The sequence below is a fragment of the Actinomadura sp. 1N219 genome, from assembly GCF_044326405.1.
GTDB lineage: Bacteria > Actinomycetota > Actinomycetes > Streptosporangiales > Streptosporangiaceae > Spirillospora.
This window is the reverse complement of the sequence record NZ_JBIRAY010000016.1, coordinates 60,476-86,967: the sequence shown is the minus strand read 5'-3', so window position 1 is coordinate 86,967 and position 26,492 is coordinate 60,476. Positions and strand designations below refer to the sequence as shown.

The following is a 26,492-nucleotide window of genomic DNA, read 5'->3' as shown; positions in this document are numbered from 1 at the left end:
CCTTTTCTGCGGGGCGGGACCGGGTAAGACGCCGGTATGACCATGCCGTGGCCCGTTGAGCCGATGATGGCCGCCACCGGGGACCTCCCCTCCGACGGCGAGAAATGGGGTCTGGAGCTGAAGTGGGACGGCGTCCGCGTCCTGTCGAACGTCTCCGCCGACGGCGTCCGGGCGGGCGGCCGGCGCGGCGGCGACGTCACCAGCCGCTACCCGGAGCTGTCCGCGCTCGCCGATCTCCTGCCCGACCACGACGTGATCCTCGACGGCGAGGTCGTCGCCTTCGAGGACGGCCGCCCCAGCTTCGAACGCCTCCAGCGCCGGATGCACGTGGCCCACCCCGACCCGAGGATGATCCGCGAGGTCCCCGTCAGGTACGTCGTCTTCGACATCCTGTACCTGGACGGGCACCTCCTCTACGACATGCCGTACTCCCAGCGCCGAACCCTGCTCGCCGACCTGGACCTCGCCGGGACCGGTCCGGTCGAGGTGCCCCCGTACCTGCACGGCGGCGACACCGGCCAGGTGAACGAGCTGCTCGCCTTCACCCGCGAGCAGCACCTGGAGGGCCTGCTCGCCAAGCGCCTGAACTCCTTGTACCGTCCCGGACGCCGCGTCGACTTCTGGCGCAAGGTGAAGAACTTCATGACACGCGAGGTCGTCGTCTGCGGCTGGAAACCCGGCAAAGGGCGGCGGGAAGGCGGCGTGGGCTCGCTGCTGCTCGGCGAGTACGACGTGAAAGGCATGCTCGGCTTCGTCGGGCATGTCGGCACCGGTTTCTCCGACCGCGCCCTGGACGAGCTGTACGAGACCCTCTGGCCGCTGCGCCGTCCGACCAGCCCCTACGACGAGGCCGTCCCGCGCGAGTTCGCCCGCGACGCACAATGGGTCGAACCGCACCTCGTCGGCGAAGTCGCCTACAGCGCCCGCACCCGCGACGGCCGCCTGCGCTTCCCGTCCTGGCGCGGCCTGCGCGACGACAAGGACCCTCTGGAGGTCACCAGTGAACAGTGACCGGAGCGGCGCACCCGGGACGCGCCCGTGAACGCGAAACGGACGCCCGTGGAGGTCGACGGACGCAAACTCTCACTGTCCAACCTCGACAAGAACCTCTATCCGGACTTCACCAAGGGCGAGGTCATCGACTACTACGCCCGCATAGCCCCGGTGATGCTCCCCCACCTGAAGGACCGCGCCGCCACCCGGATCCGCTGGCCGGACGGCGTCGACGGCGCCAAGTTCTTCGAGAAGAACGCGCCGTCCCACACGCCCGACTGGGTGCGGACGGCGACGATCCCGACCCCCGGCAGCTCCACCGGACGCGACACGCTCGACTTCGTCGTGGTCGACGACCTGCCGACGATCGTGTGGTGCGCCAACCTCGCCGCGCTGGAACTGCACGTCCCGCAGTGGAAGGTCGGGCCCCGCGACAAGGTGCACAACCCCGACCTGATCGTCTTCGACCTGGACCCGGGCGCCCCGGCCACGATCGTGGAGGCGTGCGAGGTCGCGCACCTGCTCCGCGACCTGCTCGCCGAGGACGGCCTGGAGTCGTACCCGAAGACGAGCGGCAAGAAGGGCCTGCACCTGTACGTGCCGATCAAGGAGCCGGCGAACGCGGAGCGGACGTCGGAGTACGCCAAGGCCGCCGCGCAGCGCCTCGCCGAGGAGCATCCCCGCCTCGTCGTCGCGAAGATGGTGAAGCAGCTGCGCAAGGGCAGGATCTTCGTCGACTGGAGCCAGAACAACCCCGCCAAGACGACCGTCGCCCCCTACTCGCTGCGCGCGACGAGCCGTCCGTCCGTGTCGACGCCCGTCACGTGGGACGAGCTGGGCGCCTGCCAGAACGCCGCCGACCTGACGTTCGGCCCCGCCGAGATGCTCGACCGCGTCCACGAGCGGGGCGACCTCCTGGAGCCGCTGCTCAACGACCGCCAGCCCCTCCCCTGAGACACCTTCGCTGAGCGCCGTTGGCCCACGTCGAACGCCCTAAGTGGTCGAACCGGCACTCTCCGCCGCCGGATTCCGCCACCATGTCATGAGGGGGACACCACGCGGCCGGAAGGGAAGAGGAAGTTGGCGCAGAACCACTACGACGCCGTGGTGCTGGGCGGGGGGACGGCGGGCGAGCTGGTGGCGTCCGGCCTCGCCCGCGCCGGCCGGGACGTCGCGCTCGTCGAGAACCGCCTGGTCGGCGGGGAGTCGCCGTACTTCGCGTGCGTGCCGTCCAAGTCGCTGCTGCTGTCGGCGCGGCGCGGCGAGACCTGGGAGATGGCCGTCGCGCGGCGGGACGAGCTGACCGGCCGCCGCGTCGACGACCCCGCCGTCGCCCGCATGGCCGAGGCGGGCGTGACCGTGCTGCGCGGCCGGGGCCGCGTCCTCGAACCGGGCCGGATCGAGGTCGACGGCCCGGTGAACGGCGGCGTCCACGGCTACGGCGACCTGATCGTCTGCACCGGCAGCGAGCCGGTGATCCCGCCCGTCGACGGCCTCGCCGACGTCCCGGTGTGGACGAGCGACGAGGCGCTGTCCGTCCCGGACCTGCCGCGCCGGCTGGTGATCCTCGGCGGCGGCCCGGTCGGCTGCGAGATGGCGCAGGTGTACGCGGCGTTCGGGTCGCAGGTGTCGGTGATCGAGGCGTCCGGGCGGCTGCTGACCGCCGAGGCGCCGTTCGCCGGGGAGGTGCTCGCCGACGCGCTCCGCCGGATGGGCGTCGACCTGCGGCTCGGCGCCGCGCTCGCCAACGTCGAGCGCAAGGACACCGGGCTGCGGCTGTGGCTGTCGGACGGCGGCACGCTCGACGCCGACCGCATCCTCGTCGCCGCCGGGCGCCGTCCCCGCGTTGAGGGCCTCGGCCTGGAAGAACTCGGCATCAAGGTCTCGCCCGGCCAGGGCCTCCCGGTGGACGGCACATGCCAGGCTCAATCAGAAGCAGGGGGTGTGTGGGCGGCAGGAGACGTCACCGGCGTCGCGCGTACCACGCACGCGGCCCGCTACCAGGCGCGGGTGGCGCTGTCCAACCTCCTCGGGCAGCACCGCGAAGCCGACTACCGGGCGATCCCCCGCGTCGTCTACACCACGCCCACCGTCTACTCCGTGGGCGTCACGCCGACGCGGGCGGCGGAACTCGGCATAGACCTGCTCACCGCCGGGTACGACCTCGCCGCGACCGCCCGGGCGGCGGTCGAAGCCGACGAGCGCGGCCGGGTGGAGCTGTACGCCGACCGCTCCCGCGGGCTGCTGATCGGCGCCGCCGCGGCCGGACTCAACGCCGAGGAGTGGATGAGCGAGATCGCGCTGGCCATCCGCGCGGAGACGCCGCTGAGCCTGCTCGCCGACGTCGTCCACGCGTTCCCGACCTACGGCGAGTCCGTCGAGGCGCCGCTCCGGGAACTGGCCGGGCACGTGTGAGGCAGCCCCCCACATGGACGCTTGAGGAGGACCCGCTGATGAGCGAGACCGACGATCTGGAACCGCCGGCGCCCGACGAGGCCGCGGGCGAGGTCCGCGAGGCCAACGAGGCGGACGCCGCCGAGCAGCGCGCCGCGCTCGACGAGGACGAGGGCCCGCGGGAGTGGTTCGCGCAGGTCCCCGACGACGTCAACGAGGCGGACGTGGCCGAGCAGCGCCGCGAGGTCCGCCTCGACGAGGACGACTACCGCTGACGCCGTCCGGGCGGCCGTACGGGTGGCCGTCCGGCTGACGAAGTCGCCCGAAGATCGGGGTGGGGATGCCCCCGCCCCTTCGCCGGAAATACACTGACCTGCGTGAAGGAACGTCGGCGGGCTTTGCCCGTGACCGGCGGAGTTACTCACGCGTAGGATGAGGGATTGTTCCCGCGCGGCGGACGCCCCCATCCGCCCGCACACATCGGTGATCGGAGAGTGTGGTGACCGCGACCCCGGACGCACGCCCCCGCGGCACGAGGCTGCCGCGGCTGGCGCGCCGCAGGCAACTGCTCGGCGCGGCCCAGGAGGTGTTCGTCGCGCAGGGGTACCACGCTGCCGCGATGGACGAGATCGCCGAGCGCGCGGGCGTCAGCAAGCCCGTGCTCTACCAGCACTTCCCGGGCAAGCTGGAGCTGTACCTGGCCCTGCTGGACGAGCACGCCGAGGCCCTGGTGAAGATCGTCCGCGAGGCGCTGGAGGCCACCACGGACAACAAGCTGCGCGTCCAGGCGAGCATCCGGGCCTTCTACGACTTCGTCGCGGGCGAGGGCGAGGCGTACCGGCTGGTCTTCGAGTCCGACCTGCGCAACGTCGCGCCCGTCCGCGCCCGCGTCGACCGCGCCAACCAGCAGTGCGCCGAGATGATCGCCCAGGTCATCGCCGAGGACACCGACGCGCCGAGCGACGAGGCGCACCTGCTCGGCATGGGCCTGGTCGGCATGGCGGAGGTCAGCGCCCGCTACTGGCTGTCCCAGCACCGCGCCATCCCCAAGGACACCGCCGAGAAGATCATCGCCCGGCTGGCCTGGCGCGGCATCTCCGGCTTCCCCCGCGCCGGCGACAACACCTGACCCCGGGCCGCTCCGGCCGGGCGGTTTCACCCTGGGCCGAACCCCGTGACGGCGCGCCGGGCCGTCCGCGTGCGAACATCGAGACGGGCCCGCCGGTGGTCGGCGGGACGTGATGGACGACGGGAGCAACGCGTGCAGGTTCGCATCGGCGTGCAGAACGTTCCGAGGGAACTCGTGGTCGACACCGGGCAGTCGGGCGACGAGGTGCAGGCCGCGCTGGCCGACGCGCTCTCCGATCCGCACGGGGTGTTCGTCCTCGTGGACCGCCGCGCCGGACGGGTCGTCATCCCCGCCGAGCGGGTCGGCTACCTGGAGATCACCGAGGACGAGCAGCGCAGCGTCGGCTTCGGCACCCAGTACACCTGAGTACGCCGGAGTACGCCTGAGCGGTTCCGCGCCACCCGGCCGGGTCTTGACCAGCCCTTTGTTTGATCCCGGCACCCGGGGCACATCGATCTCCGACCACGGGCCATCGGCCCACGGAAAAGGAATGGATGATCGACATGCTCACGACGATCCTCTGGTTCATCGTCGTCGGTGCCGTCATCGGAGCCCTGGCACGGCTGCTCGTGCCCGGACGCAACCCGATCGGCGTCCTGCTCACGGTGCTCGTCGGCATCGCCGGCGCCATCGTCGGCGGGGTCATCGCGGACGCGCTCGGCGCGGGCGCCTTCATCGCCTTCGTGTTCGCCGTCCTGATCGCCGCGCTCGGCGTGGCCGCGCTCACGTCGGCGAACACGCGCGGCATCGGCCGGCGTAAAGGCCCGCTCGCCCGGCGCCACGGCTGGCGCCCCCGCCGCCGCACCTACTAGGCCCTGGAGAGGCCGCCCCCGCGCGGCCGCCAGGCCGCCCCGACGCGGCCGTTCAACTGAATCGACGAAGCCGGAGGCCCCCGCACGCGCGCTGCCAGCGGGGGCCTTCCCCTTCCCCGGACGCGCCGATGTCCGGAAGTGGCCGCCCGGCGGGCGCCGCGGCCAGGCCGTCCGCCCGCTCCGCCCGCGGCGAGAACGCCCTGGCGGGCAAGCCGCGGAATAGATCAAACCATGCAAACGTTGGGTACTGTGATCGGCTATTGGTGTATGCAATCAACGGTCGGTACACTGCGTCGCGGAGTGTGACCGCACGCAGCCACAGCGAGTGACTGCTTTCGACCCCTGACTGCGGTCGCCGGAACATTTTGAGCAACGGCTGGTCCCTCCCGCGCGAGCGCGCGGCCAGGAGAAGAGCGATCGGCGGGCACGCCCTGACGGCGTCGCCCTCCGATGGGCCGCGCCGCACCCGGGAGCGGAGACCCCGCATATTGGAGGCTGAAAGCCCTGACTACCTTTCGTGAACTCGGGGTCGTCCCCGAGATAGCAGATGCCCTTGAAGCGGAGGGCATCGTCCAAGCGTTCCCCATCCAGGAGCTCGCCCTGCCGATCGCGCTGGGCGGGCACGACATCATCGGCCAGGCCCGTACGGGCACCGGCAAGACCCTCGCGTTCGGCGCCGCGCTGCTGCAGCGCATCGAGCACGGCGGGCGCGCCCCGCGCGCCCTCGTCGTCGCGCCGACCCGCGAACTGGCCCTCCAGGTCACCGACGACCTCCTGGTCGCCGGCGGCAAACTCGGCTCCCGCGTGCTGTCCGTCTACGGCGGACGCGCGTACGAGCCGCAGATCGGCGCGCTCCGCGAGGGCGTCGACGTCGTCGTCGGCACGCCGGGCCGGCTGCTCGACCTCGTCAAGCAGAAGCACCTCGACCTCTCCAAGGTCGAGATCCTGGTGCTGGACGAGGCCGACCGCATGCTCGACCTCGGCTTCCTGCCGGACATCGAGCGCATCATCGACCGGATCCCGGCGCAGCGGCAGACGATGCTGTTCTCCGCGACCATGCCGGGCGAGATCGTGTCGCTGTCGCGCCGGTACCTGACCCGTCCCACCAACGTCCGGGCCGAGTCGCACACCGAGTCGGACGCGACGCCGCAGGTCGTCCAGCACGTCTTCCAGGCCCACCAGATGGACAAGCCGGAGATGCTGGCCCGCCTTCTGCAGGCCGACGGCCGTGGCCTGACCATGGTCTTCTGCCAGACGAAGCGGGCCTGCGACCGGGTGGCCGCCGACCTCGCACAGCGCGGCTTCGACGCCGCCGCCGTGCACGGCGACCTCGGGCAGAGCCAGCGCGAGCGGGCGCTCCGCGCGTTCCGCAACGGCAAGATCGGCGTGCTGGTCGCCACCGACGTGGCCGCCCGCGGCCTCGACGTCGACGACGTCACCCATGTCGTCAACTACGAGTGCCCCGACAGCGCCGACACCTACGTGCACCGCATCGGCCGGACCGGCCGCGCGGGCAAGGAGGGCGTCTCCGTCACGTTCGTCGACTGGTCCGACATCACCCGCTGGAAGCTGATCAACGGGACGCTCGGGCTGCCGTTCGCCGACCTGGAGGAGACGTACTCGACGTCCCCGCACTTCTTCGCGACGCTCGGCATCCCCGAGGGCACGAAGGGGCGCCTGCCCGCGGAGCTGCGGAACGGGCGCGCCGGGCTGGACGCCGAGGAGCTGGAGGACATCGGCGAGACCGGCAAGGTCCGCAGCCATGTCCGCGACCGCGATCGTGATCGCGACCATGACCGGGAGCGCCCGCGGCCTCGCCGCCGCAAGCGCAACCGGTCCCGGACCCGCGCCGGCAAGCCGGTGGAGGGGACCGCGTCCGAATCGGAGGCGCCCGCGGCGGACGACAACGTCGTCGACGCCGTCGCCACCGAGCGCAAGCGCAGCCGCGGCCCGCGCCGCCGCACCCGCGCGGGCAAGCCGTCCGCGCCCGCGGCCGACACCGCGGAGTCGCAGACCGCATAACCGATGGAGCCGACCGCGAGACTCTCCGCTCAGTCTCGCGGTTTTCTCTTGCCCGCGCTCGCGGGTGGCCGGGCCGCCCTAGCCGTCGCGGAGCTTGAGCGCCGTCGCCGGATGGTCGGTGACGAGGACGGCGACCCGCGGATCGCGCAGGAACCGCTGCATCACGGGCTCGGCGTTGACCGTCCACACCATGGCGGGAATCCCGGCGCGGCCGCACTGCCGCAGCACACCCACGCGGGCCAGCCGGTAGTTGACGGCGACCATGTCGGCTCCGGCCTTCCGGATGAGGCGCAGCGGCGCGAAGTCGTGCGCGACGCCGCGTTCCCACAGGTTGCGTCCGACCGACAGCGCCGTCCGGACGCCAGGGAAGCTCTTCTTGATCTCCACGAGCGACAGCACCTCGCGGGTGGTGACGACGAAGCCGTCCCGCCCGAACGCCTCCACGGCCAGCGCCACGGTCTCGTGCTCGCAGCCGCGCTCCTTCAGGTCCAGGTGACCCTGCGCGCGCCCGCCGATGATGTCCATGGCCTCGCTGACCAGCGGGATCGGGCGCGGCGACAGCTCCTGCGCCCGCGCGTAGCTGAGGCGTTTCAGGGGCAGGCCGGCGAGGTCGGGATCATGATGGACGACGAGCCGCCCGTCCCCCGTCCGCCGGATGTCGATCTCCACGTACTCGGCACCGGACTCGACGGCCTCGGTGAGGCCCGTCAGGCCCGCTTCGTCGCGGCGATGCGCGGAGACGGCAGGCTTCGGACGCACCCTGCGACGCTATCACCGCAAGATTTTCACCACGGTCCCGCTCTGGCGCATTGACTATGGTGGTCACCTGTGAGTACGCCCCGGTTCCTGAAGCTGCCCCCCGGCGTTCGCCGGACGACCATCGAGACGTCCCGCGGCCCGTTCGCCGCGCTGGAGGCCCTCCCGGGATCCGGTGTGCCCGAACGCCGTCCGGCCCTCCTCGTCCCCGGCCTCACCGGCAGCAAGGAGGACTTCCTCGCGGTCCTGCAGACCCTCGCAGCGTCCGGCCGCCGCGTCGTGTCGATCGACATGCGCGGGCAGTACGAGTCCATCGGCCCGGACGACGAGTCCGCGTACACGAGGGCGGCGCTGGGCGAAGACCTCACCGCCCTCCTCGAAACGCTGGGGCCCGACGACCCCGTCCACCTGGTCGGGCATTCGTTCGGCGGGCTGGTGAGCCGCGAGGCGGTGCTCGCCGACCGGGTCCGCCCGGCGTCGCTCACGCTGATGAGCTCGGGCCCGTCCGCCGTCACCGGCCAGGCCGCCACGAAGGCCCAGTCGCTGCGCGACTTCGTCCCGCAGCTCGGCATGCAGGCGATCTGGGAGATCGCCCTGGAGCCCGACTACACCGGACGCGGCCTCGAACAGGAGATCGTCGCCTTCGTCAAGGCCCGCACGCTCGGCAACTCCGAGACGGGCCTCGCCCGCATGGCCAACGAGATCCTCACCGCCCCCGACCACGTCGAGGACCTCGCCAAGCACTGCGCGGACACGAGCCTGCGCACCCTCGTCCTCTACGGCGAGGACGACGACGTCTGGGACCCGGCCGCCCAGGCGGCGATGGCCGAGCGCCTGAACGCGTCCAAGGTCGTCATTCCCGGCGCGGCCCATTCCCCCGCCTGGGACGCGCCCGAAACCACCGCGACGGCCCTGACCTCGTTCTGGAACCAGGCGGAACACCCCTGCCGGTGAGGAAAAGGACGAAGACGTGATCACCCTCCGCGACGATCCCCGCGTCTTCCAGCATTGACCACGGTCGGCTACGGGAAGACTGCGCGCTGAAGCCGGATTCGGCCTAGGCTGGGCGCATGCCGGTGGATTACCGAGCCCCCAACATCAACGCCCGGAGCCTAGGGCAGCACCTGCGGAAGATCCGGGAACTCCTTGACCTGTCCTACCTGGACGCGGCGTCCCACCTCGGCCGCAACGCCGACTGGCTCGCCCGCGTGGAGACGGGCTTCGGCCAGGTCACGCCCGCCGATGTCGGCGAGATCCTGGACGCCTACGGCGTGCCGCGGAAGATCCGCGACGTCCTGGTCGACCTGGCCTCCCGCCCGGACGGCCCGCCCTGGCTCGCCCGGCACGTCGGCCGGCTGAAGGCGCTCGTCCGCGACATCTACACGGTCGAGTCGGAGTCCTCGCTCGTCCACACGTTCGGCATCGCGCGGATGCCGGAGCTCGTCCGCTGCGAGGAGTACGCCCGCCTGGTCTTCGGCTACCACCTGCCCAGGCTGGACGTGGAGCAGGAGCTGGACCTGCTCCGCAACCGCCAGCAGCACCGCCCCGGCGGCCTGCCCCGGACCCTCGAGGTGATCCTGGACGGGTACATGCTGGAGCGCCACGACGGCCCCGCGGACGTCATCCACGCCCAGTTCACCCACCTGCTCGACATCTCCGGCGACGGCCGGTCGACCGTCCGCGTCATCCCCACGTCCACCGGCGTCCACGCGGGCCTGCACGGCTCCTTCGACGTGCTGGAGTTCCCCGACGTCACCGACCGGATCTCGATCGTCTACACCGCCCTCGGCATCGACGCGTCCCCGGTCGACCTCTGGGACACCTGGAAGAAGCTGGAAGAGGTCGCCCTCTCCCCCGAAGACTCCCGCGCCCTCCTGGAAGCCCACCGCAGCGCCCTGAACCGCTAGCCCCCAGCCGCAACGCCACCGGTCTCGCCGAGGCTGCCTCTGCTGGCCTCGGCTTCAAGACGAGTCGGCGGGCATGACCGTGCGCGGTTCTCGGAGCAGCGAGGCGAAGGCCCTTTCGGCCGCGCCCACGAGAGCGGCGTCTCGGAGCTCACCCGTGACGATCTCGATGTGGCCGGTGCGGGCGACGACGGACGATGCCATCAGCCCATCGCGCACAAAGTCCTCGGCGGCCCGGTAGAGGTCGGCCAGAAAGCCCATGAGCACCACGCGTTCTGGAGCGAGCGTGTTGACGAGGCTGGTCAAGCCAGTGACCAGGTGACCGGCGGTGACGCGGACCGCCTCCCGCGCGGCGCGGTCACCGGCCGCGGCGCCGTCGAAGATCTCGGCGACGGTGTCGCCGCGGCCGCCGTCATGGCGACGTCCGGCGGCGCGGGCCAAGGCACGCGCGTCGGCGTACATCTCCAGGCAGCCGCGTGCGCCGCAGGGGCATCGCAGGCCCCCCGGCTCGACGATGATGTGGCCGGCCTCCAAGGCGTATCCGGCGCCGGTGAGCTGCACGCCCGCGTCGATGAACCCGCCGCCGACGCCGACGCGCTCGCAGTTCAGGGCCAGCATGCTCGTGGCATCGCGTCCGACCCCGTAGCGGAACTCGGCCAGGACGGCCAGCGTGCTGGCTCGTCCCACGGCGATGGGGAGGCCGGACGGCACCATCCCGGCCAGGCGCCGCGCCAGCGGTACCTCGTCCCAGCCCAGATGCAGGGAGGACCGGACGAAGCCATCGGATTCCCTAATGAAGCCGGGCATCGCGATACATACCCCGACGCATCGGCGATCGGTCTGGAGCACGGCGTCGGAGACCGCCTCGGCCAGTACCGGCATCAGGACGCCGGGGCCCGTCTCGGCCCCGCGCAGAATACGCTCGCGAACGTGGCCGACCCCGCGATCGAGACCGACGAGGCCGACCGTCACCCGGTCCGCGCTCAACTGGACGGCGACGGCCACGGGCCCGTCGGGATTCACCTCGACGACGGGAGACGGCCTGCCGCGTCCGGCCGGGACGCCGGAGGAGCCGCGCAGCGGTTCGCCGACGCGGACCAGCTCCAGCGCCGTCAGGTCGCCCAGAGCGGCGCCCACCGCGCTCGCGGCCAGCCCGAGCTCGGCCGTGACCGCCGCGCGGGTCAGCGGACCAGACCGATGCAGCAGCGTCAGGACGCGCCCGGCCGCCGTCCCGCCGTCATCGCCGACCCCACCCAAGAGACCCCCTAGATTTTTTTCTTTAAGAGAAGATAATCTCAACCTCGGCAGATGAACAACACCCAGCAGGGGGACGACCATGATCCTCGCCAACGCCCGCGTGGTGACACCCGACCGGCTACTGGATCCCGGATGGGTCGCTCTGGACGGTCGCCGGATCTCGGCCGTGGGTGCCGGAGATCCACCGCGGTCGGCCGACGGCGAGGTCCTTGATCTCGGCTCGGACTACGTGCTGCCCGGATTCGTGGATCTGCACATGCACGGCGGCGACGGCGCTCAGGTGACCACGGAGGATCCGCAGGAGATCCTGCGGGCGATCGCATTTCACCGCCGTCATGGAACCACACGCACGCTGGCCAGCCTCGTCACCTCACCGGTCGAGGAGATGGCGGCCGCGGCCCGCACGGTGGCCGCCCTGATGCGCTCGTCCGACCCGCTGCACCGGTCGATCGCCGGAATCCACCTCGAAGGGCCGTTCCTCAACCCGAACCACCGGGGCGCCCATCACAGCGACTACGTCCTCGCACCGGACGTCATGGCGCTGCGGCACCTGCTCGCCAGCGGCGACGGCACCGTCCGCACCGTGACCCTCGCCCCCGAACTGGACGGCGGGATGGACCTCGTCCGCGAAGTCGTCGCCTCGGGCGCGGTCGTGGCGGTGGGGCACACCGACGCCAGCTACGACGAAGCGCACCGGGCTTTCGAGGCCGGCGCCACCATGGCCACCCACCTGTTCAACGCGATGCGGCCGTTCCACCATCGAGAACCGGGCCCGGCCGGTGCCGCACTCACCCACGACGACGTCACATGCGAGCTCATCAACGACGGCGTCCACTTGCACAGCGCGACCACACGTCTCGCCTTCGCCGCCGCGGGCGCCGACCGCATCGCCCTGGTCACCGACGCCACCCCGGCCGCCGGAGTGAGCGACGGACAGTTCAACCTGGGACCGTTGCCCGTCCTCGCCCGCGACGGCAAGGTCACGCTGCTGGACGGCGTCACCAACGCGGGCAGCACCCTCACGATGGACCGCGCGCTACGACATGCCGTGAGCTGCGTCGGGATCCCGATCACCCAAGCCGCCGTCGCCACCGCCACCACACCGGCACGCATGCTCGGCCTGGGGCAACAAACCGGGTCCATCGAGCCCGGCAAAGACGCAGACCTCGTCGTCCTAACGCACGACTTGCACGTCCGCACGGTCATTTCCTACGGCACGGTCGTCCACGGAACACTGCCCGAACACGGCTGATCCCACCGGCTCACCGATCGGTGGAGTGAGCAGAGGCGTTCACCACGAAAGCGGACGAGCCATGGGTGCCGTCCCACGCGACACGGTCGGAGTACCACCAGGCTCCGTCGCGGTCTCGCCATTCCGCTGATTTGGCACGGCGGTGTGCGGACGAGGCGGTGGTGTTGGCGCGGGACTCCAAGGATCCGGACGGGCCGGCGCTCGGCTTCGGGGCCGAAGCTTGGGCCGCCTTCCTCACCACCGTGAAGACCGGCCAACTAGACCGACGCTAGACGTTCCGTGGGACGACCCCTCACTTCCACACAACGTCCAGGTTCGCCCGCACCATCTTGGTGAGCGAGTGATCGCCGCCCATCACCCGCTTCCGATCGGTCAAGGTCTATTTCGTAACGGGAACACACGACGAGTTGCGCAAGTAGGTGCCCTGGTCCGTCTCGCTGGCTTGCCGCCATCGCTCGCTCAAAAAGTCCTGAAGCCGACGACGTCACCGCCGAGGATACCTTCCCCGGACTGCCTGCAGATTTGCACGAACCGACATTGTGAAAGGGTGATCGCTTTCTAGTACTCGCTCGCAGTCAACGAGAGTCTGCTCGTACAGCCGGATCGCCCGACCCAGATCACCCACCATCTCGTATGCGTGAGCTAGGTTGCCGCGAGAGCCCAGGGTGTGGGGGTGGTCGTGGCCCAGCACCCGCTCTCGGGCACTGAGATTCTCCTCAAACAGAGGAATGGCGCGGATTAGGTCCCCGACCATCAGGTAGCTCCGGGCAAGGCTATTGCGCGAGCCGAGGGCGGTGGGGTGATCCGCCCCCAAAACGCGCTCCTCAGCAGCCAGGATCTTCACGAAGAGCGGGAGGGCGTTAACCAGGTCCCCAGCCGATTGATATGCGTGGGCAAGGGTGTAGCGAGCGGCCAGTGTGTTTGGGTGGTCAGGCCCGAAAACCCGCTCGAGGTCCACGAGAGCCTGCTGAGACAAGGGGATAGCGCGGACCGTATTCTCGGCCGCCATATAGCCCCTAGCAAGATTGTGGCGCGAGATCAGTGTTTCGGGGTGGTCAGGCCCGAGAATCCGCTCAAAGTCCGCGAGAACCTGCCGGAACAGCGTGACGGCGCGGGCCACATGCCCTTCCAGCATGTGTCCCTTAGCCAGGTCACTGCGGGAGATCAGTGTGTCGCGGTGGTCAGGCCCGAGAATCCGCTCAAAGTCCGCGAGAACTTGGCTAAACAAGGGGATGGCGCGGGCCGAATTCCCGGCCGACTGATGGGCTCTAGCAAGGCCATTGCGCGAGGCAACGGTTTCGGCGTGGTCGGTGCCAAGCACGCGCTCAAAGGTCGTGAGCGCATGCTGGTGGTAGGTGATGGCGCGAGCGGAGTCGCCCTGGTCACTCAGGAACAGACCGGTCCTGTCGAGCAGCCGAGCGGTAGTCGCAGTGCTGGTGGTGGGTGAGGCGAAGCTGGTGAGGGCATCGATGTGAGGCACGAGAGTGCGCCACAGCGGCCAGCCTGTAGGGGCCCCGTAGTCGGTGGGGACCGCCTCTTTGAGGAGCCGAGTGGCGTAGCCGCGAGCGTGGTCGATGTCGGTGGCGTGCCGGTGGGGGTCGTCGGGGTCGGGGGTACGCGCGACGGCTTGCACCAGGCGGTGCACGGTGATGGTGTCGGCGTCCAGCGTGATCATGTTGTAGGCGGCCAGATCCCCCAGCGCGGTGGCGATCTGGACTGGATCGCTGAGCGGGGCGAGCAGGCGGCGAGGGATGTCCGCGGGAGCCCACCACGCCAGAATGCGCAGCACGTCCCCGGTCAGCGGTGCGGTAGCGGCCAGATGATCCAGGGTGACGCGCCAGATCCGGGCGATTGTGCGTTGCGGGTCAGCTCCGCGAGCGGTCTGGTCGTACAGCGCGGCCGGGTCAGTACGCAGCAGCTCCAGATAGGCCCTTGGGGACAGATGAGTCTGGCGAATGTAGGCACCAGCCTGTTTGACGGCAAGTGGCAGATAGCCCAGCTCGGCACACAGCTCGGCGACACCGTCCAGATCAGCGGCCGGGCGGCCGCTGGCGGCGATGCGGGCGAGTAGCTCCTGTGACTCGGACGCACTGAGCACGTCCAGCTCGATCAACGCCGGAGCGAGGTCGTACCACCCTTCCCGCAGCCGACTCGTGACCAAGAACCGGCCGCTGGGCGCACTGGTCACAAGTTGGGCCACATCGGCGGGATTGGTGACGTTGTCGAGCACGACAAGCCAGCCGGTGTGCGCGGCCAGCCATCGCTGCGCCCAGGCAGCCTGCTCCTCTTGTGCAATCGCGCCCGGCGTGCTGCGGGTCATTTCGGGCACCAGCATCCTAGCCAGATCTGCCAGGCCGGAAGTGACCGCCGCCATCGAATCGGCGGTGATCCACCAGGTCAGGACATGTGCGTCAGCGTGGCGGTGTGCCCACTGGGCGGCCAGGGCACTCTTGCCCACGCCGCCCAACCCGTGCACCGCCTGCACTACTACCCCGCCCGGGTCCGCCAGCGCGGCGTCCAGCTCGGCCAGTTCGTCGTTCCGTCCGACGAACATCGTCGTGCGGAGTGGCAGCGTCGGCGGCGTCCATGCCGGTGGTTCCACCTCTTCAGGGCGCGGGAGCGGCGCCGCCTGATACACGTTCGTGGACGAGTTGACGATGTTGCCGCCTGCGGCCATCGACCCGACGCCCGGGGCTTCAACCCGCTGGCCGCGCTCCTCGTCGTCCCGTGCCGGCTCGCGTGGAGATGGGCTGCCTCGCCCGCGCCTCATGGCGTCGCCGGGTCCTCGCCTGTGACTTGGGTGTGGGAGTCGTCTACATCATCCCCGGCGGCGATCGCGCCGAGCCCTGACGCGCTGACTCCCTGATCGGTATCCGGGCCTGGTGGGGTCGGGGCACCTGCGGAGGGTCGTGTCACCTTGGTCGAGGATCCCTTTACCGAGCCGCCTGCGGCGATGGCGCCGTCGCCGGACGCCGACACTCGGCCTGGGCGTGTCGGGTCCGGGTCTGGTGTCGCGCGGTACGTCAGCCATGCGAGCAGGCCAGCGCCGGTCACCACGGCTGCCACCGCCGCCGCCACCCATGCCACACCCCATTGCTGGGTCAACATGCCCGTGGCTACGCTCACCACCGCGCCGACCACCACACCCGCTGCGGCCGCGACCGCCTGACGACCCTTAGCGTTCACTACGTCTCCCGCAAAGCCGACCCGGGCGCCGCGCCCGCGTTACTCCGAACTCCGATTGTTACGCGTTTTCCACTGACTCACCGATGCTTCGCCGGCACTTGGCCGTAATCGTCCAATGGAATGGACATCGGCGCCTTGATCGCGGCTAAGCTCCTTGATCGCCATGAAACCGCTGATCGATACCGATCCCGCAGAAATTGGCGGCCATCGGCTGCTGGCCAGGCTCGGTGCCGGCGGTATGGGTCAGGTGTACCTCGGCGTCGGCCGGGACGATCGGCTGGTCGCGGTCAAGGTCGTCCTCGACGGGCTCAACAGCCCCGACATCCACGCCCGGTTTCGTCGCGAGGTGCGGACGGTCGAACGGGTCGACAGCCCGTTCGCGGCCCGGCTGGTCGCCGCCGGTCTCGACGTATCGCCCGTCTGGCTGGCCACCGAGTACGTGCCGGGGCCCACGCTCAAGCAGGCCGTCGAACGGTCGGGGGCGCTCCCCGCAGAGACCTGCATGCGGCTGCTGGCCGCCCTGGCCCAAGGGCTGGCTGAGCTGCACGCCCAGGGCGTCCAGCATCGGGACCTCAAGCCGGGCAACGTCATCCTCGCCCCGGACGGTCCCCGGTTCATCGACTTCGGCATCGCCAGGGGCGACGGGCAGACCCAGATCACCAGGACCGGCGGGCTCGTCGGGACGCCCGGGTTCCTGGCGCCGGAGGTGATCGAGGAGGCGGCGCCGGTCCCGGCGTCCGACGTGTTCTCGCTGGCCGGGACGATCGCCTACGCCGCGACAGGGCGGCCGCCGTTCGGGAGCGGAGCGCTTCAGGCGGTACTCCACCGGACGCTGAGCGGGACGATCGACCTCGACGGGGTACCGGTCGAACTCGCCGATCTGGTCGAGATGTGCGCCGCGAAGGACCCGGCGGCGCGGATCACCCCGGACCGGCTGGCCCGGCTGACCGCAGGTCCACCGATCGCGGAGGACACCTGGTACCGGCGCGTGGCCCGCTCCACCCCGGCCGCTCCGCGCAGCCTCGCCGAGGCGATCGCGGCCGGGCTCGCTCCCGCCATCGTTCCCGCGCCGTCCAGATCCCGCGGCGCCCGTCCCGTCTTCGCGGGGCTCGGCGGGCTGGCGGTCGTCCTGGCGGGGGCACTGGTGGTCAACCTGCTGACCGGTGGCGGGCGGCTGCCCGGCGGTCCGGGTCCGGCGTCGAGCGCCCCCAAGACCGCGAAGGGCGGCGTGCCGGCGACCGTCGACATCCGGCTGCCCGGTAATCCGGACTACTTCTACTGGGATCCGGCCAAGAAGTCGTGCCAGCAAGCCCGCGCCCCGGTCGACGACCCGCCGCGCGACTTCCGTGTGGTGGCCCCCGCCACGGCGAAAAGGCGCGGATCAGTGAAGATCCAGTTCCTGATCGAGCGGGTCGGGCCTCCCGATTCCTACTATCTTGCGGCGGGTGTTTGGCCCGCGGGTTTGGGGTCGTCGGTCCCGCTGGGGCAGTTGTCCAAGCCTTTCCTCATCCCGAAGGACAACTGGAAGAAGACGCTCGAGTACCCGGCCGATTTCCGATACATGAACGGCCCAGCATGGGAGCTGTCCTCCGCGCCTGGACACTGGATCGTGATCGTCTACCACGTCCGGCCCGACGGGAGCGCCGCCTATATCGACTGCACCGGTTTCGTAGTGGAAGGCTAAACGCTCGGGGATTCTCCTGTGAAATTGACAAATCGATGGTTCTGGAGAGGGCTCTGCATAGGCGCGGCGGCCTTCAGCGTCCTGGGCGCGTTGACTTTCAGGACGATGGACATCCTTGGAGATCGGGCGATCCGCGCCACGCAGCGAGCATGCGAGGTGAACCCGTCGTCAGCGCAGTGGACGAAAGGATTTCCTTTCATAGTCCCGGTGTCCGCGCTGTTGGCATTGTTGCTCGCGCTGGTCTTAGCTCTTGCCGTGCTGGTCGGCGCACCGAAGTCACCCGCCTGGACCAAGGTGGTCAGCGGATGCGCGCTTTGCCTGGCCATCCTCTTACTGTTTCCAACCGCATTGATCGTCGATGAGTACGACAACTACCCTGGTGCGGATGTCTCAACTCTTAATGGTCCGTGTAGCCCTTGAGCAGATCGCCTAGCGAGGAGTGGTTGCGTTACGGTGGCGGGCATGGGACTGGACGTCGAGACAGCGTTAAGGGAACAGATCGCCTACTACCGGGCTCGGGCGCCGGAGTACGACCGGGAGTACGCCGAGCGGAGCGATGACATGCGACTCCTGTTGCCGGTGTTCAACGAGTTTCCGATCGCCGGGGACGTCCTGGAGCTCGCCTGCGGCACCGGGCAGTGGACGACGCTTCTGACTCCCCGGGCGCGCTCCCTGACCGCCGTCGACGCGGCTCCCGAGACGATCGCCATCGCGCGGGAGAGGGTCGCGCCCGCGCAAGTCGAGTTCGTATGTGCTGATTTGTTTGGCTGGCGTCCGGGGCGACGGTACGACACGGTCTTTTTCGCCTTCTGGCTCTCGCACGTCCCGCCGAGTCTCTCGCCTCGCTTCTGGCAGATCGTGGCGGAGGCTCTCGCCCCCGGCGGCAAGGCCGTCTTCATCGACAACGGGCCTGGCGAGGCCGCGATCGAGGAGATTCTGGCCGGGGACGACGTTCCCGCGGTCCGCCGCCGGCTGGACGACGGCAGCGAGCACCGGGTCGTGAAGGTGTTCCACGAGGCCGACCAACTCGTCCGGGACCTGGACGGGTGGGGCTGGACGGCCGACGTGCGGCCGGTCGGCTCCAACTTCATCGCCGGGGTCGCCGAGCCGGTGCGCGGAACCCGGATCGCGCGGGACCGATGAGTCGGCGCGTGTCGTCGACCTGGCACACGGCCCGGCCGCACGGGGCCATTCTCGGGATCACGGCCGGTGATGCGGGGGCGATGCCGCCGGTGTCCGGCTGGGCTGCGGCGACCGGCCAGGCAATATTCATCAGGGTCGCCCAGGAGGTCAGGGAGCACTTCGTCAGGTTCGAGCTGTGGGACGGCGAGCCGCCCCCGCCGCCGCACGATTCCCCGCCGGAGACCGAGGAGACCTTCACCATCGACATCCCCACCGGGAGGCTGGCGTTCCACGGACGGCGAGGGCTCGTCCGGAACGTGTTCGCCGTGCGTCCCGGCCGGTATCACGCACGTGTCGCCGGACGTCAGCGCGAACTGGCCGCCCGAGGCGGGAACTTCGACGGACTGGAGTCCTACACCGTCCAACTGTGGCCGGAGAGCGTGGACGGCGCGAGTGGGCTCATCGCGGCCGCGCAACGGGTGACAATGACCGGTTACGGCATATTCGCCTTCTACGACGAGGGACTCCACGGCCCCGAGCCCGAAACCTCCTTCGGCTGGTTCTCCGCGGCGCGCAGCGCGGTGCACGTCCGCCCGATGTGCGAGCTGCCGGAACCCGGTATGCGGTTCGAGCTGTGGAGCGACGCTCCGCCTCCCGACGTCACCGACGCCGGGGACGAGCCGGAGGTGCAGACCCGGTTGAGCTTCCACGCGAAGCACGGGTCGATCGGGATGGAGGGCATCGCCGCCGGGGCCATGCCGGAGGTGTTCGAGCTGCCTCCCGGCTGGTATCACCTCCATCTGCTCGGTTACCGCCGCAGTGTCATGCCCGCCATCGAGAAGGACCTGTACGCCCGCAACATCGAGCCCGGCGATGAGGAGTGGGAGCGTGCCGAGGGCGTCGAACGGTACGTGGCGAGGTTCTGGCCTGATCAGGAGGCCGGACGCCACGCCGCGGAGGAACGGCCGCCGGAGCGCGACGAGCGTCTCGAAGGCATTCGCGCCTGGGCGATGGAGCGGGGCCTGGCGGTCAACGACTCAGGGCCGCTCCCCGCCGCGATCGTCGCCATGTACGACGCCACTCACTAAGGCTCGTCCACGGGTCACTAGGGCTCGTCCACGGGGTCGAGTTGGACGAGGATCATCCAGTTCCGTCCCTCCTCTACGTAGGTCGCGCGGACGTTGTAGCGGGACGGGGGAAGGTCGATCACCAGGTGGTTGCCGGGTTCGAGGGCCGAGCCGGGCCAGGCGGAGTCGATCAGGACGACGGGGCCGTCCACGTCCCAGACCAGGTGTTCCTCCCAGGGGGCGGTGCGGACGACCTTCCTGGCGGCGGCGACGAGTTCGGCCGCGGAGTCGGCCGCCGCCCAGCGGAGGAGGAGGCGTTCTTCCGGGAGGTAGGCGGTGGTGGCGGGCTCGTCGCCGAGGACGAGGCCGTCCAGGGCGCCGACCGTGACGAGCCCGATGTAGCCCTCGACCGAGCAGGCGCGGCCGTAGTCGCCCCAGGTCTCGACGGGGCCGTCGTCGTCGTCCGTCGCGCCGCCCCAGTGCGCGAGCTGGGACGCGGGCGCCAGGAGCAGCGGCCCCCCGCCAGACTCGATCCAGTCCACCGATCCGCCTCCCTTCACCCAGCCGCGCCACCCTACGCCCCCGCTCCGACATTTCCGCATAACTTCCTTCTGACCTGGGCCTATGCAACGATGAAAGGGAGTTGCGATAGCGGTCGGCGCCGCGGAGTCGCTCTCTCCTGCGGGCCGGCCGGGAGGGGAGAACGCCATGCGGAAGGTTGCCGACTGCCGGGAGACGCCCAGCGAGATGAACTGCACGCTCACGATCAGCGGCGAGGAGGACGAGGTCGTCCGCGCCGCCGCCGAGCACGCGGCGTCGGTGCACGGGCACGACGACACGCCGGAGTTCCGGGAGGAGATCCGCGGCATGCTCAAGGACGAGCAGCCCGCCATGCACTGACCGACCGGCCATGCACTGACCGACCGGCATGCACTGACCGACCGGCCATGCACTGACCGACCGGCGATGAACGGGTCGCCGTCTCGGCGATGAGTTCGGACGGGTTCGCGGGTCTGTACCTCGAACTCGTGAACCGTTCATTCGCCGGGAGGATTGATGACAGCTGTTCCGTCCACGCTGCGGGTCTCCGACGCGCGGTTGCACTACGAGGTGCGCGGCAGCGGGCCGCTCGTGGTGCTCGCCGGTGCGCCCATGGACGCGGAGGCGTTCGAGCCGCTGGCCGAGCTGCTCGCCGCCGACCACACCGTCCTCACGACCGATCCCCGGGGCATCCGCCGGAGCCCGGTCGACGATCCAGCGCAGGACTCGACGCCGCCGCTGCGCGCCGCCGATCTCGCCGCGCTCATCAAGCACGTGGACGCGGGACCGGCCGTGGCGCTGGGTTCCAGCGGCGGGGCGTGCTCGGTGCTGGCGCTCGCGCAGGCCCATCCGGAGCGCGTCCGGGCGGTCGTCGCGCATGAGCCGCCGCTGGTCGAGCTGCTGGACGACCGCGACGAGCTCCACAAGGGGACGGACGATCTGGTCGCCACCTACCTCGACGGCGACGTGCTCGGGGCGTGGGGGAAGTTCATGGCGCAGGCGAACATCCAGCTGCCGCCGGGCGCGCTGGAGCACATGTTCGGCGGGGACCGCGATCCGCGGCAGGTCGCCGACGAGCGGCGCTGGTTCGAGCACGAGCTGCGCGAGACGACGTTCTGGAAGCCCGATCTCGCCGCGCTGACGTCGGCGGGGACGCGGGTCGTGGTCGGCATCGGCGAGAACTCGGGCGGGGAGCTCTGCGACCGGGCGTCCAGGGCGCTCGCGGGCGCGCTCGGCGTCGAGCCCGTGCTGTTCCCCGGCGGGCACATCGGGTTCACCGAGGACCCCGCCGCGTTCGCCGTCCGGTTCCGCGAGGTGCTGGACGCGATCGGCTGACTTCTCCCGCCGTGGCCGGAAGTGGCGGTTTGGCGTGGAAAGCGGTTCGGCGGACGCCCCAGACCCTACTCTGGGGCGTCCGCTTGGGACCGTTCCGGAGGTAGGCGCACATGGCGTTTCGCACGATCCTCAGCACGCTCGGCATCAACGCGCCAGAAGTCACGACGATCCTGGAATCGGACGAGGTCACGCCCGGCGGAACCCTCCACGCCAAGGTGACCGTCAAGGGCGGCGGAGCCGGCGTCAGGATCGAGCGGATCGCCGTCCAGCTCGTCACCCGGGTCGAGGCGGCGGAGCCGACCGAGAAGAGCTGGGACAACCCGGGGGTGGTCGCCTCCCAGGCCCTCCCGGCCTTCGACCTTGCGGCGGGCGAGGGCCGGGAGCACCGGCTCGCGATCGAGGTGCCGTGGGAGATGCCGATCACGCACGCCCAGGGCCGGAGGATGCGCGGGACGCGGGCCGCCGTCCGGACGATCCTGGAGATCGACAACGCGGTCGACCGGGGCGACTTCGACGAGATCGCGGTGCGCGCGCTGCCCGCCCAGGACCTCTTCTTCGGCGCCTACGAGGCGCTCGGGTTCCGGCTCGACGAGGCCGAGGTCAAGACGGGGCGGGTCAACGGCGGACGGAACCAGACGTCGAAGTTCTGGCAGGAGCTGGAGTTCTTCTTCCCCGCGGAGTACGGGCGCGGCACGAACGCCCAGTTGGAGACGGTGTTCATCGCCCGTCCCGACTCGCTGGACCTGATCACCGGTCCGCACGGCCCCTACCCGTTCGACTACGCGGGCCTGACGCACGACCAGTGCGTGAAGTGGCTGGACGAGCACTGCCGATCCATCTGGCAGAACTGAACCGACCCGGGGGCGGTGTCGCGGGACGCCAGAAGTAATGACACACTTACGTGAGTTTGTCTCACGGAGGTGTGCATGCCCGCGACCGTCCAGCCCCCCGAGAGCGTCACCTGGCGCGTCCACATCGACCGGTCCATGTGGGTCGGCGGAGTGCGGAGCCTCATGCTGCAGGCGCTGCACCCCCTGGCCATGTGGGGCGTCTGGCAGAACTCCAACTTCCAGGACGACCCGTTCGGACGGCTCCAGCGCACCGCCGACTTCGTCGGGATCGGCACGTTCGGGAGCCCGGAGGAGATCGAGAAGGCGGCCTTCCGCGTCCGGGAGATCCACCGGAGCCTGCGCATCCTCAACCACGACACGGGCAAGAAGGAACGCCTCGACCAGCCCGAACTGCTGCGGTGGGTGCACTGCGCAGAGGTCTACTCGTACCTGGAGGTGGCGCGCCGCGCCGGGCTGCCGCTCACCGGCGCGATGGCCGACAGGTATCTGGACGAGCAGCGCCGGTCCGCCGCGTTCGTCGGGTTGCACGCGGAGGACGTGCCCGGCAGCGTCGCCGAGATGGAGGCGTACTTCGCGGAGATGCGGCCCCGACTCCGGGTGACGGACGAGGCCGCGGCCACCGTCCGATTCCTGATGTGGCCGACGATGCCGGAGAACCTCAAGTTCCTCGCGCCCGGAAAGCCCGGCTACTTCCCGTTCGGCGCGCTCTGCTACTACACGCTGCCGGACTGGGCCCGCCGGATGTACGGGGCGCTGCCCGAAGTGCCGCAGCCGGCGGCGACGGCGGCGCTCAGGTCGTTTCGCCTGGCGATGAACTCGATGCCGGAGCGGCTGCACGACTACGCCTTCGCCAAGAACACCCGCGAGATGCTGGGACGCGCCCGGCAGCGGCTCGCGGCGGACGGCTACGACGTGAGCAAGGGCCTCTACGGGCTCCGCGACCCGCGCCGCTGGCCGTCCGGCACCCAGAACGCCCTCGCCACAGCCTCCTGACCGGCCCGCCCCAGGGCCCGGCACAGCTAGGCGACGTCTACAGGCAGGGCGGACCAGGGGTCCTTGCGTGGGGCCGCCTCTTGGCCTTCCGGGCAATGGCGCGCGAAGTCGCACCACGAGCACAAGTTGCCCGGACGGGGCGGGAACAGGTCGTCGTGCGGGGCGTGGTCCACCCGGATCGCCTCGGAGCCCGCGGCACGCGTCTCGCCGCGGCGGGGCTTCGGGACCCGGGCGCGGTACGTCTCGTCCGCCTCGGCGGCCTCAGCGGCGATCGACTCGGCGCGGCGGATGTGGCGGGCCAGCGACTCGTCGGTGTGCTCCCACGCCGCGACCTCGCCGGACGGGAGATGGTGCAGCTCGACGCGGCGGCAGGGGCGGCGCAGCACGCGGGACGAGGCGACGGCGTAGATCGCCAGGGCCAGGGAGCCCCGGGCGTCGTCGGCGGTGAGGACGTGCCGTCCCGTCTTGTAGTCGACGACGACGAGCTCGGCGCCGCGGGCGTCCAGCCGGTCGATGCGGCCCGACACGGCGATGCGGTCGGTGCGGGTCGCGACGGTGCGTTCCACGCCGAGCGGCTCGTCGTACGGGTCGAGGCCCGCGACGTAGCGTTCGGTCATGTCGCGGGCCCGGTCGCGCCATTCGGCGGACTGGGCCTCGTCGCGGAAGCCGTCCGTCAGCCAGCCCCGGGCGAGGAGCCGTCCGGCCGCCTCGGGGGTGCGCTCGTGGACGGGCAGCCGCCACCACCCCGCGAGCGCGTTATGGACGCTAGCGCCCACGCTGTTATGCGCCCACGGCGGACCCTTCGGCGGCATCGGACGATCCAGATACGTCATCCGGTAGCGCCGCGGGCAGTCCAGCCACGCGTTGAGCCGTGACGGCGTGCACGTGTACAGCCGCCGGGGCATGCCCTCTAAGCCGAGCTGCTCCACCGCTAGTCGTCGGACTCCTGCGCCAGCGAGCCCCACGTCTCCCAGCGGGCGTCCTCCTCGCCGACCGTGGTCTCCTCGCCCTGGCCGGGCAGGACCTTCAGGTCCTTCGGCAGCGGGGTCAGCAGCGCGCCGATCGAGTTGAGCTGCTTGCGCAGGTCCTCGTAGACGCCGCCGATGGAGCCGGGACGGCCGCGGTGCAGCGTGTCGCCGGAGAGCAGCGAGTCGAGCTGCTCGCTGATCACGCAGACGCTGCCGGGCGTGTGGCCGGGGGTGTGCACGATGTCCAGCTGCGCGCCGGCGATCTCGAAGACGCCGCCGTCCTCCAGCCAGATGTCGGGTTCGAGGGAGCGGAGCGCCTTGGCGTCGTCCTCGTCGTCCTCCTCCTTGGCGAGGCGGGCGAAGTACTCGCGCCACAGCAGCCGGTCGGCGCGGTGCAGCGCGATGGGAGCCCAGTTCTCTTCGTCCTCCTCACCGGCGGCGGCGACTTCGAGCACCGCGTTGAGGTGGTGCTCGTTGCCGTCGGTGAGCAGGACGGCCATGACCTCGCGGTCGCCGACCTCGCTGAGGATGGCCTCGGCGTCAAACGCCGGGTCGATCACGATGACCTCGTCGTCGTCGCCGACGATGTAGGTGTTGTTCTCGACGTCGTACTCGGTGTCGTCCAGGGTCAGCTTCCCCGACGTCACAACCTGTTCGATGCGCGCGTCCACGCAAGGCACCCTACCGTGCTTCGCGACCCCGATCCGGCACACGGAGATCACCGCCGGACGCGCCCGCGATGAGCTGCGCGAACGCCTCCGGCCCGGTCGTCTCGGAGCCGAGCCGGTCGCCGGTCGGGGCGCCGTGGTCGTCGCTGGACCCGGTCGCGGCGAGGCCCAGCGCGGCGGCGAGCCCGCGGAGGCGGGCGCGGTCCTCGGGGACGTGGTCGGGATGGTCGGCCTCGATCCCGGCGAGCCCGGCGGCGGCGAGCCGCTCGATCACCTCGTCGGAGAACACGTACTCGCTGCGCCGCGCCCGCGGATGCGCGAGGACGCACACTCCCCCGGCCGCGCGGACGAGCCCGATCGCCCGCACCGGGTCGAGTGCGTAGCGCTCGACGTAGGCGCGGCCGCCCTGCGCGATCCACTGCTCGGTGAACGCCTCGTCGTGCGTCTCGATCGCGCCCGCCTCGATCATGGCCCGCGCGATGTGCGGACGTCCGACCGCCTCGCCCTTGGCCAGCGCGCGGACCATGCCCCAGGTGACGTCGACGCCGAGGCCGCGGAGCCGGTCGACCATGCCCTGGGCCCTGATCAGCCGGTCGTTCCGGATCCGGGCGAGCTCGGCGGCCAGTTCGGGCTCGTCCGGGTCGAACAGGTAGCCGAGGAGGTGGAGGCTGCGGCCGTCCTCATGGCACGACAGCTCGATTCCGGGGACGAGGGTCAGGCCGTCCGGCAGCGCGGCGGCGGCCTCGTCCCAGCCCGCGACGGTGTCGTGGTCGGTCAGCGCGAGGACGTCCAGCCCGCGCTCCCGCGCCCTCCGGACGACTTCGGCGGGCGGCCGGGTGCCGTCGGACGCGTCGCTGTGGCTGTGCAGGTCGATGCGCATCGCGTGAGTCGCCTCGCTCGTGTCAGTCATCGAGGCGGGGGCTGTGGGCGCCGTACGGGAGGTCGATCTCCATGCCGGGTTCGCGCAGGTCGAGGAGGTTCTGGCGCTGCAGCATGAGGACGCCGGCGTCGGCCGGCCACAGCGCCGCCCACAGCCAGTCGCCCATCGCCTCCCCGACGTAGACGGCGCGGTCGGCCCTCTCGCCGACCGACCACATTGGCACCGTGTGCCCGCAGGTCGCCGCCGGGCCGCTGATGTCGAGCTTCACGTGCGGGGGGCTGCCGTCGAACACCTCGCCGGGGTCGGCGCCGTCCAGGCCCGCGTAGTGGGCGCCGAGGCCGACGCCGGGCTGCTCGGCGATCAGCACCAGGTCGGCGGGTCCGCTGACCAGCCCCGGCCCGGACGCGGCCACGGCCGTCGCCCGCGCGCCCGAACGGTCGTCCCCGACCGTGGCGAAGCCCGTGACGAGCCAGCCCAGCGGAAGGGGCCAGGGCGTCCAGACGGGGACTCTCGTGTCGCGCAGCACGGCGGCCAGCCCGTCCGGGCCGGGTCGCTTGGACGGCTGCCTCGGCAGGACGGCGCCGTGCACGCCGCAGATCCAGTCGCTCGACCAGAGTCCCGGGGCCTGCACGGGACCCGCGCATCGCGGGCAGGTGGGCTCCGCCCTCATGACTACCCA

28 protein-coding genes are annotated in these 26,492 nt (G+C 70.8%); 20 read left to right on the top strand and 8 right to left on the bottom strand.

Translation table 11 applies throughout. The annotated features are described in order from the left end of the window. Positions 1–36 precede the first annotated feature (36 nt). The 8 genes from ligD (ACH35V_RS35935) (at position 37) to ACH35V_RS35900 (ending at position 7,350) form a co-directional block, all read left to right on the top strand. The gene (gene ligD / locus ACH35V_RS35935) at positions 37–1,011 is read left to right on the top strand and encodes a non-homologous end-joining DNA ligase (protein ID WP_395979329.1); all 975 of its coding nucleotides are present in this window, start codon (positions 37–39) and stop codon (positions 1,009–1,011) included. A 27-nt stretch (positions 1,012–1,038) separates the two neighbouring features. Then, positions 1,039–1,947: a non-homologous end-joining DNA ligase gene (gene ligD, locus ACH35V_RS35930; protein ID WP_395979328.1), complete on the top strand. Its 909-nt coding sequence runs from the start codon at positions 1,039–1,041 to the stop codon at positions 1,945–1,947. A 126-nt stretch (positions 1,948–2,073) separates the two neighbouring features. Further along, positions 2,074–3,408 carry a dihydrolipoyl dehydrogenase family protein gene (locus ACH35V_RS35925; protein ID WP_395979327.1) on the top strand — a complete coding sequence of 445 codons (1,335 nt, stop codon included), beginning with the start codon at positions 2,074–2,076 and terminating at the stop codon, positions 3,406–3,408. A gap of 38 nt (positions 3,409–3,446) precedes the next feature. Continuing rightward, positions 3,447–3,662, top strand: coding sequence for a hypothetical protein (locus ACH35V_RS35920; protein ID WP_395979326.1), 216 nt, complete (start codon positions 3,447–3,449; stop codon positions 3,660–3,662). 224 nt (positions 3,663–3,886) lie between these two features. Next, a complete protein-coding gene (locus ACH35V_RS35915) occupies positions 3,887–4,516 on the top strand; it encodes a TetR/AcrR family transcriptional regulator (RefSeq protein WP_131968069.1) in 630 nt (209 codons plus the stop codon). 132 nt (positions 4,517–4,648) lie between these two features. Next, entirely contained in the window at positions 4,649–4,882 is a 234-nt protein-coding gene (locus tag ACH35V_RS35910) for a DUF3107 domain-containing protein (protein WP_395979325.1), read from the top strand. 128 nt (positions 4,883–5,010) lie between these two features. Continuing rightward, a complete protein-coding gene (locus ACH35V_RS35905) occupies positions 5,011–5,328 on the top strand; it encodes a GlsB/YeaQ/YmgE family stress response membrane protein (protein ID WP_395979324.1) in 318 nt (105 codons plus the stop codon). Positions 5,329–5,778: 450 nt separating this feature from the next. Continuing rightward, on the top strand, positions 5,779–7,350 hold the full coding sequence (locus ACH35V_RS35900) for a DEAD/DEAH box helicase (protein ID WP_395979323.1): 1,572 nt from the start codon (positions 5,779–5,781) through the stop codon (positions 7,348–7,350). Between the two features lie 78 nt (positions 7,351–7,428). Here the strand turns inward: ACH35V_RS35900 and ACH35V_RS35895 are convergent, their stop codons facing one another. Continuing rightward, the gene (locus tag ACH35V_RS35895) at positions 7,429–8,109 is read right to left on the bottom strand and encodes a glycerophosphodiester phosphodiesterase (protein WP_395979322.1); all 681 of its coding nucleotides are present in this window, start codon (positions 8,107–8,109) and stop codon (positions 7,429–7,431) included. 69 nt (positions 8,110–8,178) lie between these two features. Here ACH35V_RS35895 and ACH35V_RS35890 point away from each other — a divergent pair, with 69 nt between their 5' ends. Both ACH35V_RS35890 and ACH35V_RS35885 read left to right on the top strand, forming a co-directional pair. Continuing rightward, the gene (locus tag ACH35V_RS35890) at positions 8,179–9,060 is read left to right on the top strand and encodes an alpha/beta fold hydrolase (protein WP_395979321.1); all 882 of its coding nucleotides are present in this window, start codon (positions 8,179–8,181) and stop codon (positions 9,058–9,060) included. A 116-nt stretch (positions 9,061–9,176) separates the two neighbouring features. After that, a complete protein-coding gene (locus tag ACH35V_RS35885; RefSeq protein WP_395979320.1) occupies positions 9,177–10,013 on the top strand; it encodes a helix-turn-helix domain-containing protein in 837 nt (278 codons plus the stop codon). Positions 10,014–10,067: 54 nt separating this feature from the next. On the opposite strand, the gene ACH35V_RS35880 is transcribed toward ACH35V_RS35885, so the two are convergent. Then, positions 10,068–11,267, bottom strand: a complete 1,200-nt coding sequence (locus ACH35V_RS35880; protein ID WP_395979319.1) for an ROK family protein — start codon at positions 11,265–11,267, stop codon at positions 10,068–10,070. A 79-nt stretch (positions 11,268–11,346) separates the two neighbouring features. On the opposite strand from ACH35V_RS35880, the gene nagA reads away from it, so the two are divergent. Together nagA and ACH35V_RS35870 are read left to right on the top strand one after the other, a co-directional pair. Further along, entirely contained in the window at positions 11,347–12,519 is a 1,173-nt protein-coding gene (gene nagA / locus ACH35V_RS35875; protein ID WP_395979318.1) for an N-acetylglucosamine-6-phosphate deacetylase, read from the top strand. Positions 12,520–12,584: 65 nt separating this feature from the next. Then, a complete protein-coding gene (locus tag ACH35V_RS35870; RefSeq protein WP_395979317.1) occupies positions 12,585–12,791 on the top strand; it encodes a DUF397 domain-containing protein in 207 nt (68 codons plus the stop codon). Between the two features lie 212 nt (positions 12,792–13,003). Here the strand turns inward: ACH35V_RS35870 and fxsT are convergent, their stop codons facing one another. Then, positions 13,004–15,196 carry an FxSxx-COOH system tetratricopeptide repeat protein gene (gene fxsT, locus ACH35V_RS35865; protein WP_395979316.1) on the bottom strand — a complete coding sequence of 731 codons (2,193 nt, stop codon included), beginning with the start codon at positions 15,194–15,196 and terminating at the stop codon, positions 13,004–13,006. Positions 15,197–15,868: 672 nt separating this feature from the next. On the opposite strand from fxsT, the gene ACH35V_RS35860 reads away from it, so the two are divergent. The 4 genes from ACH35V_RS35860 to ACH35V_RS35845 all read left to right on the top strand — a co-directional run bounded on the left by ACH35V_RS35860 (position 15,869) and on the right by ACH35V_RS35845 (position 19,599). Beyond that, entirely contained in the window at positions 15,869–17,389 is a 1,521-nt protein-coding gene (locus ACH35V_RS35860; protein WP_395979315.1) for a serine/threonine-protein kinase, read from the top strand. Positions 17,390–17,494: 105 nt separating this feature from the next. Continuing rightward, the gene (locus ACH35V_RS35855) at positions 17,495–17,809 is read left to right on the top strand and encodes a hypothetical protein (RefSeq protein ID WP_395979314.1); all 315 of its coding nucleotides are present in this window, start codon (positions 17,495–17,497) and stop codon (positions 17,807–17,809) included. A 42-nt stretch (positions 17,810–17,851) separates the two neighbouring features. Beyond that, positions 17,852–18,532: a class I SAM-dependent methyltransferase gene (locus tag ACH35V_RS35850; RefSeq protein WP_395979313.1), complete on the top strand. Its 681-nt coding sequence runs from the start codon at positions 17,852–17,854 to the stop codon at positions 18,530–18,532. An 8-nt stretch (positions 18,533–18,540) separates the two neighbouring features. Beyond that, positions 18,541–19,599: a hypothetical protein gene (locus tag ACH35V_RS35845; protein ID WP_395979312.1), complete on the top strand. Its 1,059-nt coding sequence runs from the start codon at positions 18,541–18,543 to the stop codon at positions 19,597–19,599. A gap of 17 nt (positions 19,600–19,616) precedes the next feature. Here ACH35V_RS35845 and ACH35V_RS35840 read toward each other — a convergent pair whose 3' ends face one another. After that, complete coding sequence (locus ACH35V_RS35840; RefSeq protein WP_395979311.1) at positions 19,617–20,120, bottom strand: Imm21 family immunity protein; 504 nt, start codon at positions 20,118–20,120, stop codon at positions 19,617–19,619. A gap of 166 nt (positions 20,121–20,286) precedes the next feature. Between ACH35V_RS35840 and ACH35V_RS35835 the strand changes: the two genes are divergently transcribed. From ACH35V_RS35835 to ACH35V_RS35820, 4 genes are all read left to right on the top strand, one after another. Then, positions 20,287–20,478: a DUF1059 domain-containing protein gene (locus ACH35V_RS35835; RefSeq protein ID WP_395957123.1), complete on the top strand. Its 192-nt coding sequence runs from the start codon at positions 20,287–20,289 to the stop codon at positions 20,476–20,478. A gap of 156 nt (positions 20,479–20,634) precedes the next feature. Beyond that, positions 20,635–21,453, top strand: coding sequence for an alpha/beta fold hydrolase (locus ACH35V_RS35830; RefSeq protein WP_395979310.1), 819 nt, complete (start codon positions 20,635–20,637; stop codon positions 21,451–21,453). A gap of 110 nt (positions 21,454–21,563) precedes the next feature. Continuing rightward, positions 21,564–22,304, top strand: a complete 741-nt coding sequence (locus ACH35V_RS35825; RefSeq protein ID WP_395979309.1) for a sporulation protein — start codon at positions 21,564–21,566, stop codon at positions 22,302–22,304. 75 nt (positions 22,305–22,379) lie between these two features. Next, the gene (locus ACH35V_RS35820; RefSeq protein ID WP_395979308.1) at positions 22,380–23,297 is read left to right on the top strand and encodes an oxygenase MpaB family protein; all 918 of its coding nucleotides are present in this window, start codon (positions 22,380–22,382) and stop codon (positions 23,295–23,297) included. 26 nt (positions 23,298–23,323) lie between these two features. Here the strand turns inward: ACH35V_RS35820 and ACH35V_RS35815 are convergent, their stop codons facing one another. From ACH35V_RS35815 to ACH35V_RS35800, 4 genes are read right to left on the bottom strand one after another with little or no spacing between them, the layout of a single operon-like run. Beyond that, positions 23,324–24,226 (bottom strand): RecB family exonuclease, encoded by a 903-nt coding sequence (locus tag ACH35V_RS35815; protein ID WP_395979307.1) that lies wholly within the window; start codon positions 24,224–24,226, stop codon positions 23,324–23,326. A gap of 2 nt (positions 24,227–24,228) precedes the next feature. Next, a complete protein-coding gene (locus tag ACH35V_RS35810) occupies positions 24,229–24,936 on the bottom strand; it encodes an MBL fold metallo-hydrolase (RefSeq protein WP_395979306.1) in 708 nt (235 codons plus the stop codon). Positions 24,937–24,946: 10 nt separating this feature from the next. Further along, positions 24,947–25,843 carry a PHP domain-containing protein gene (locus ACH35V_RS35805; protein ID WP_395979305.1) on the bottom strand — a complete coding sequence of 299 codons (897 nt, stop codon included), beginning with the start codon at positions 25,841–25,843 and terminating at the stop codon, positions 24,947–24,949. Continuing rightward, complete coding sequence (locus ACH35V_RS35800; protein WP_395979304.1) at positions 25,836–26,483, bottom strand: DUF6758 family protein; 648 nt, start codon at positions 26,481–26,483, stop codon at positions 25,836–25,838. The genes ACH35V_RS35805 and ACH35V_RS35800 overlap by 8 nt, the downstream gene beginning before the upstream one ends. Positions 26,484–26,492 lie beyond the last annotated feature (9 nt).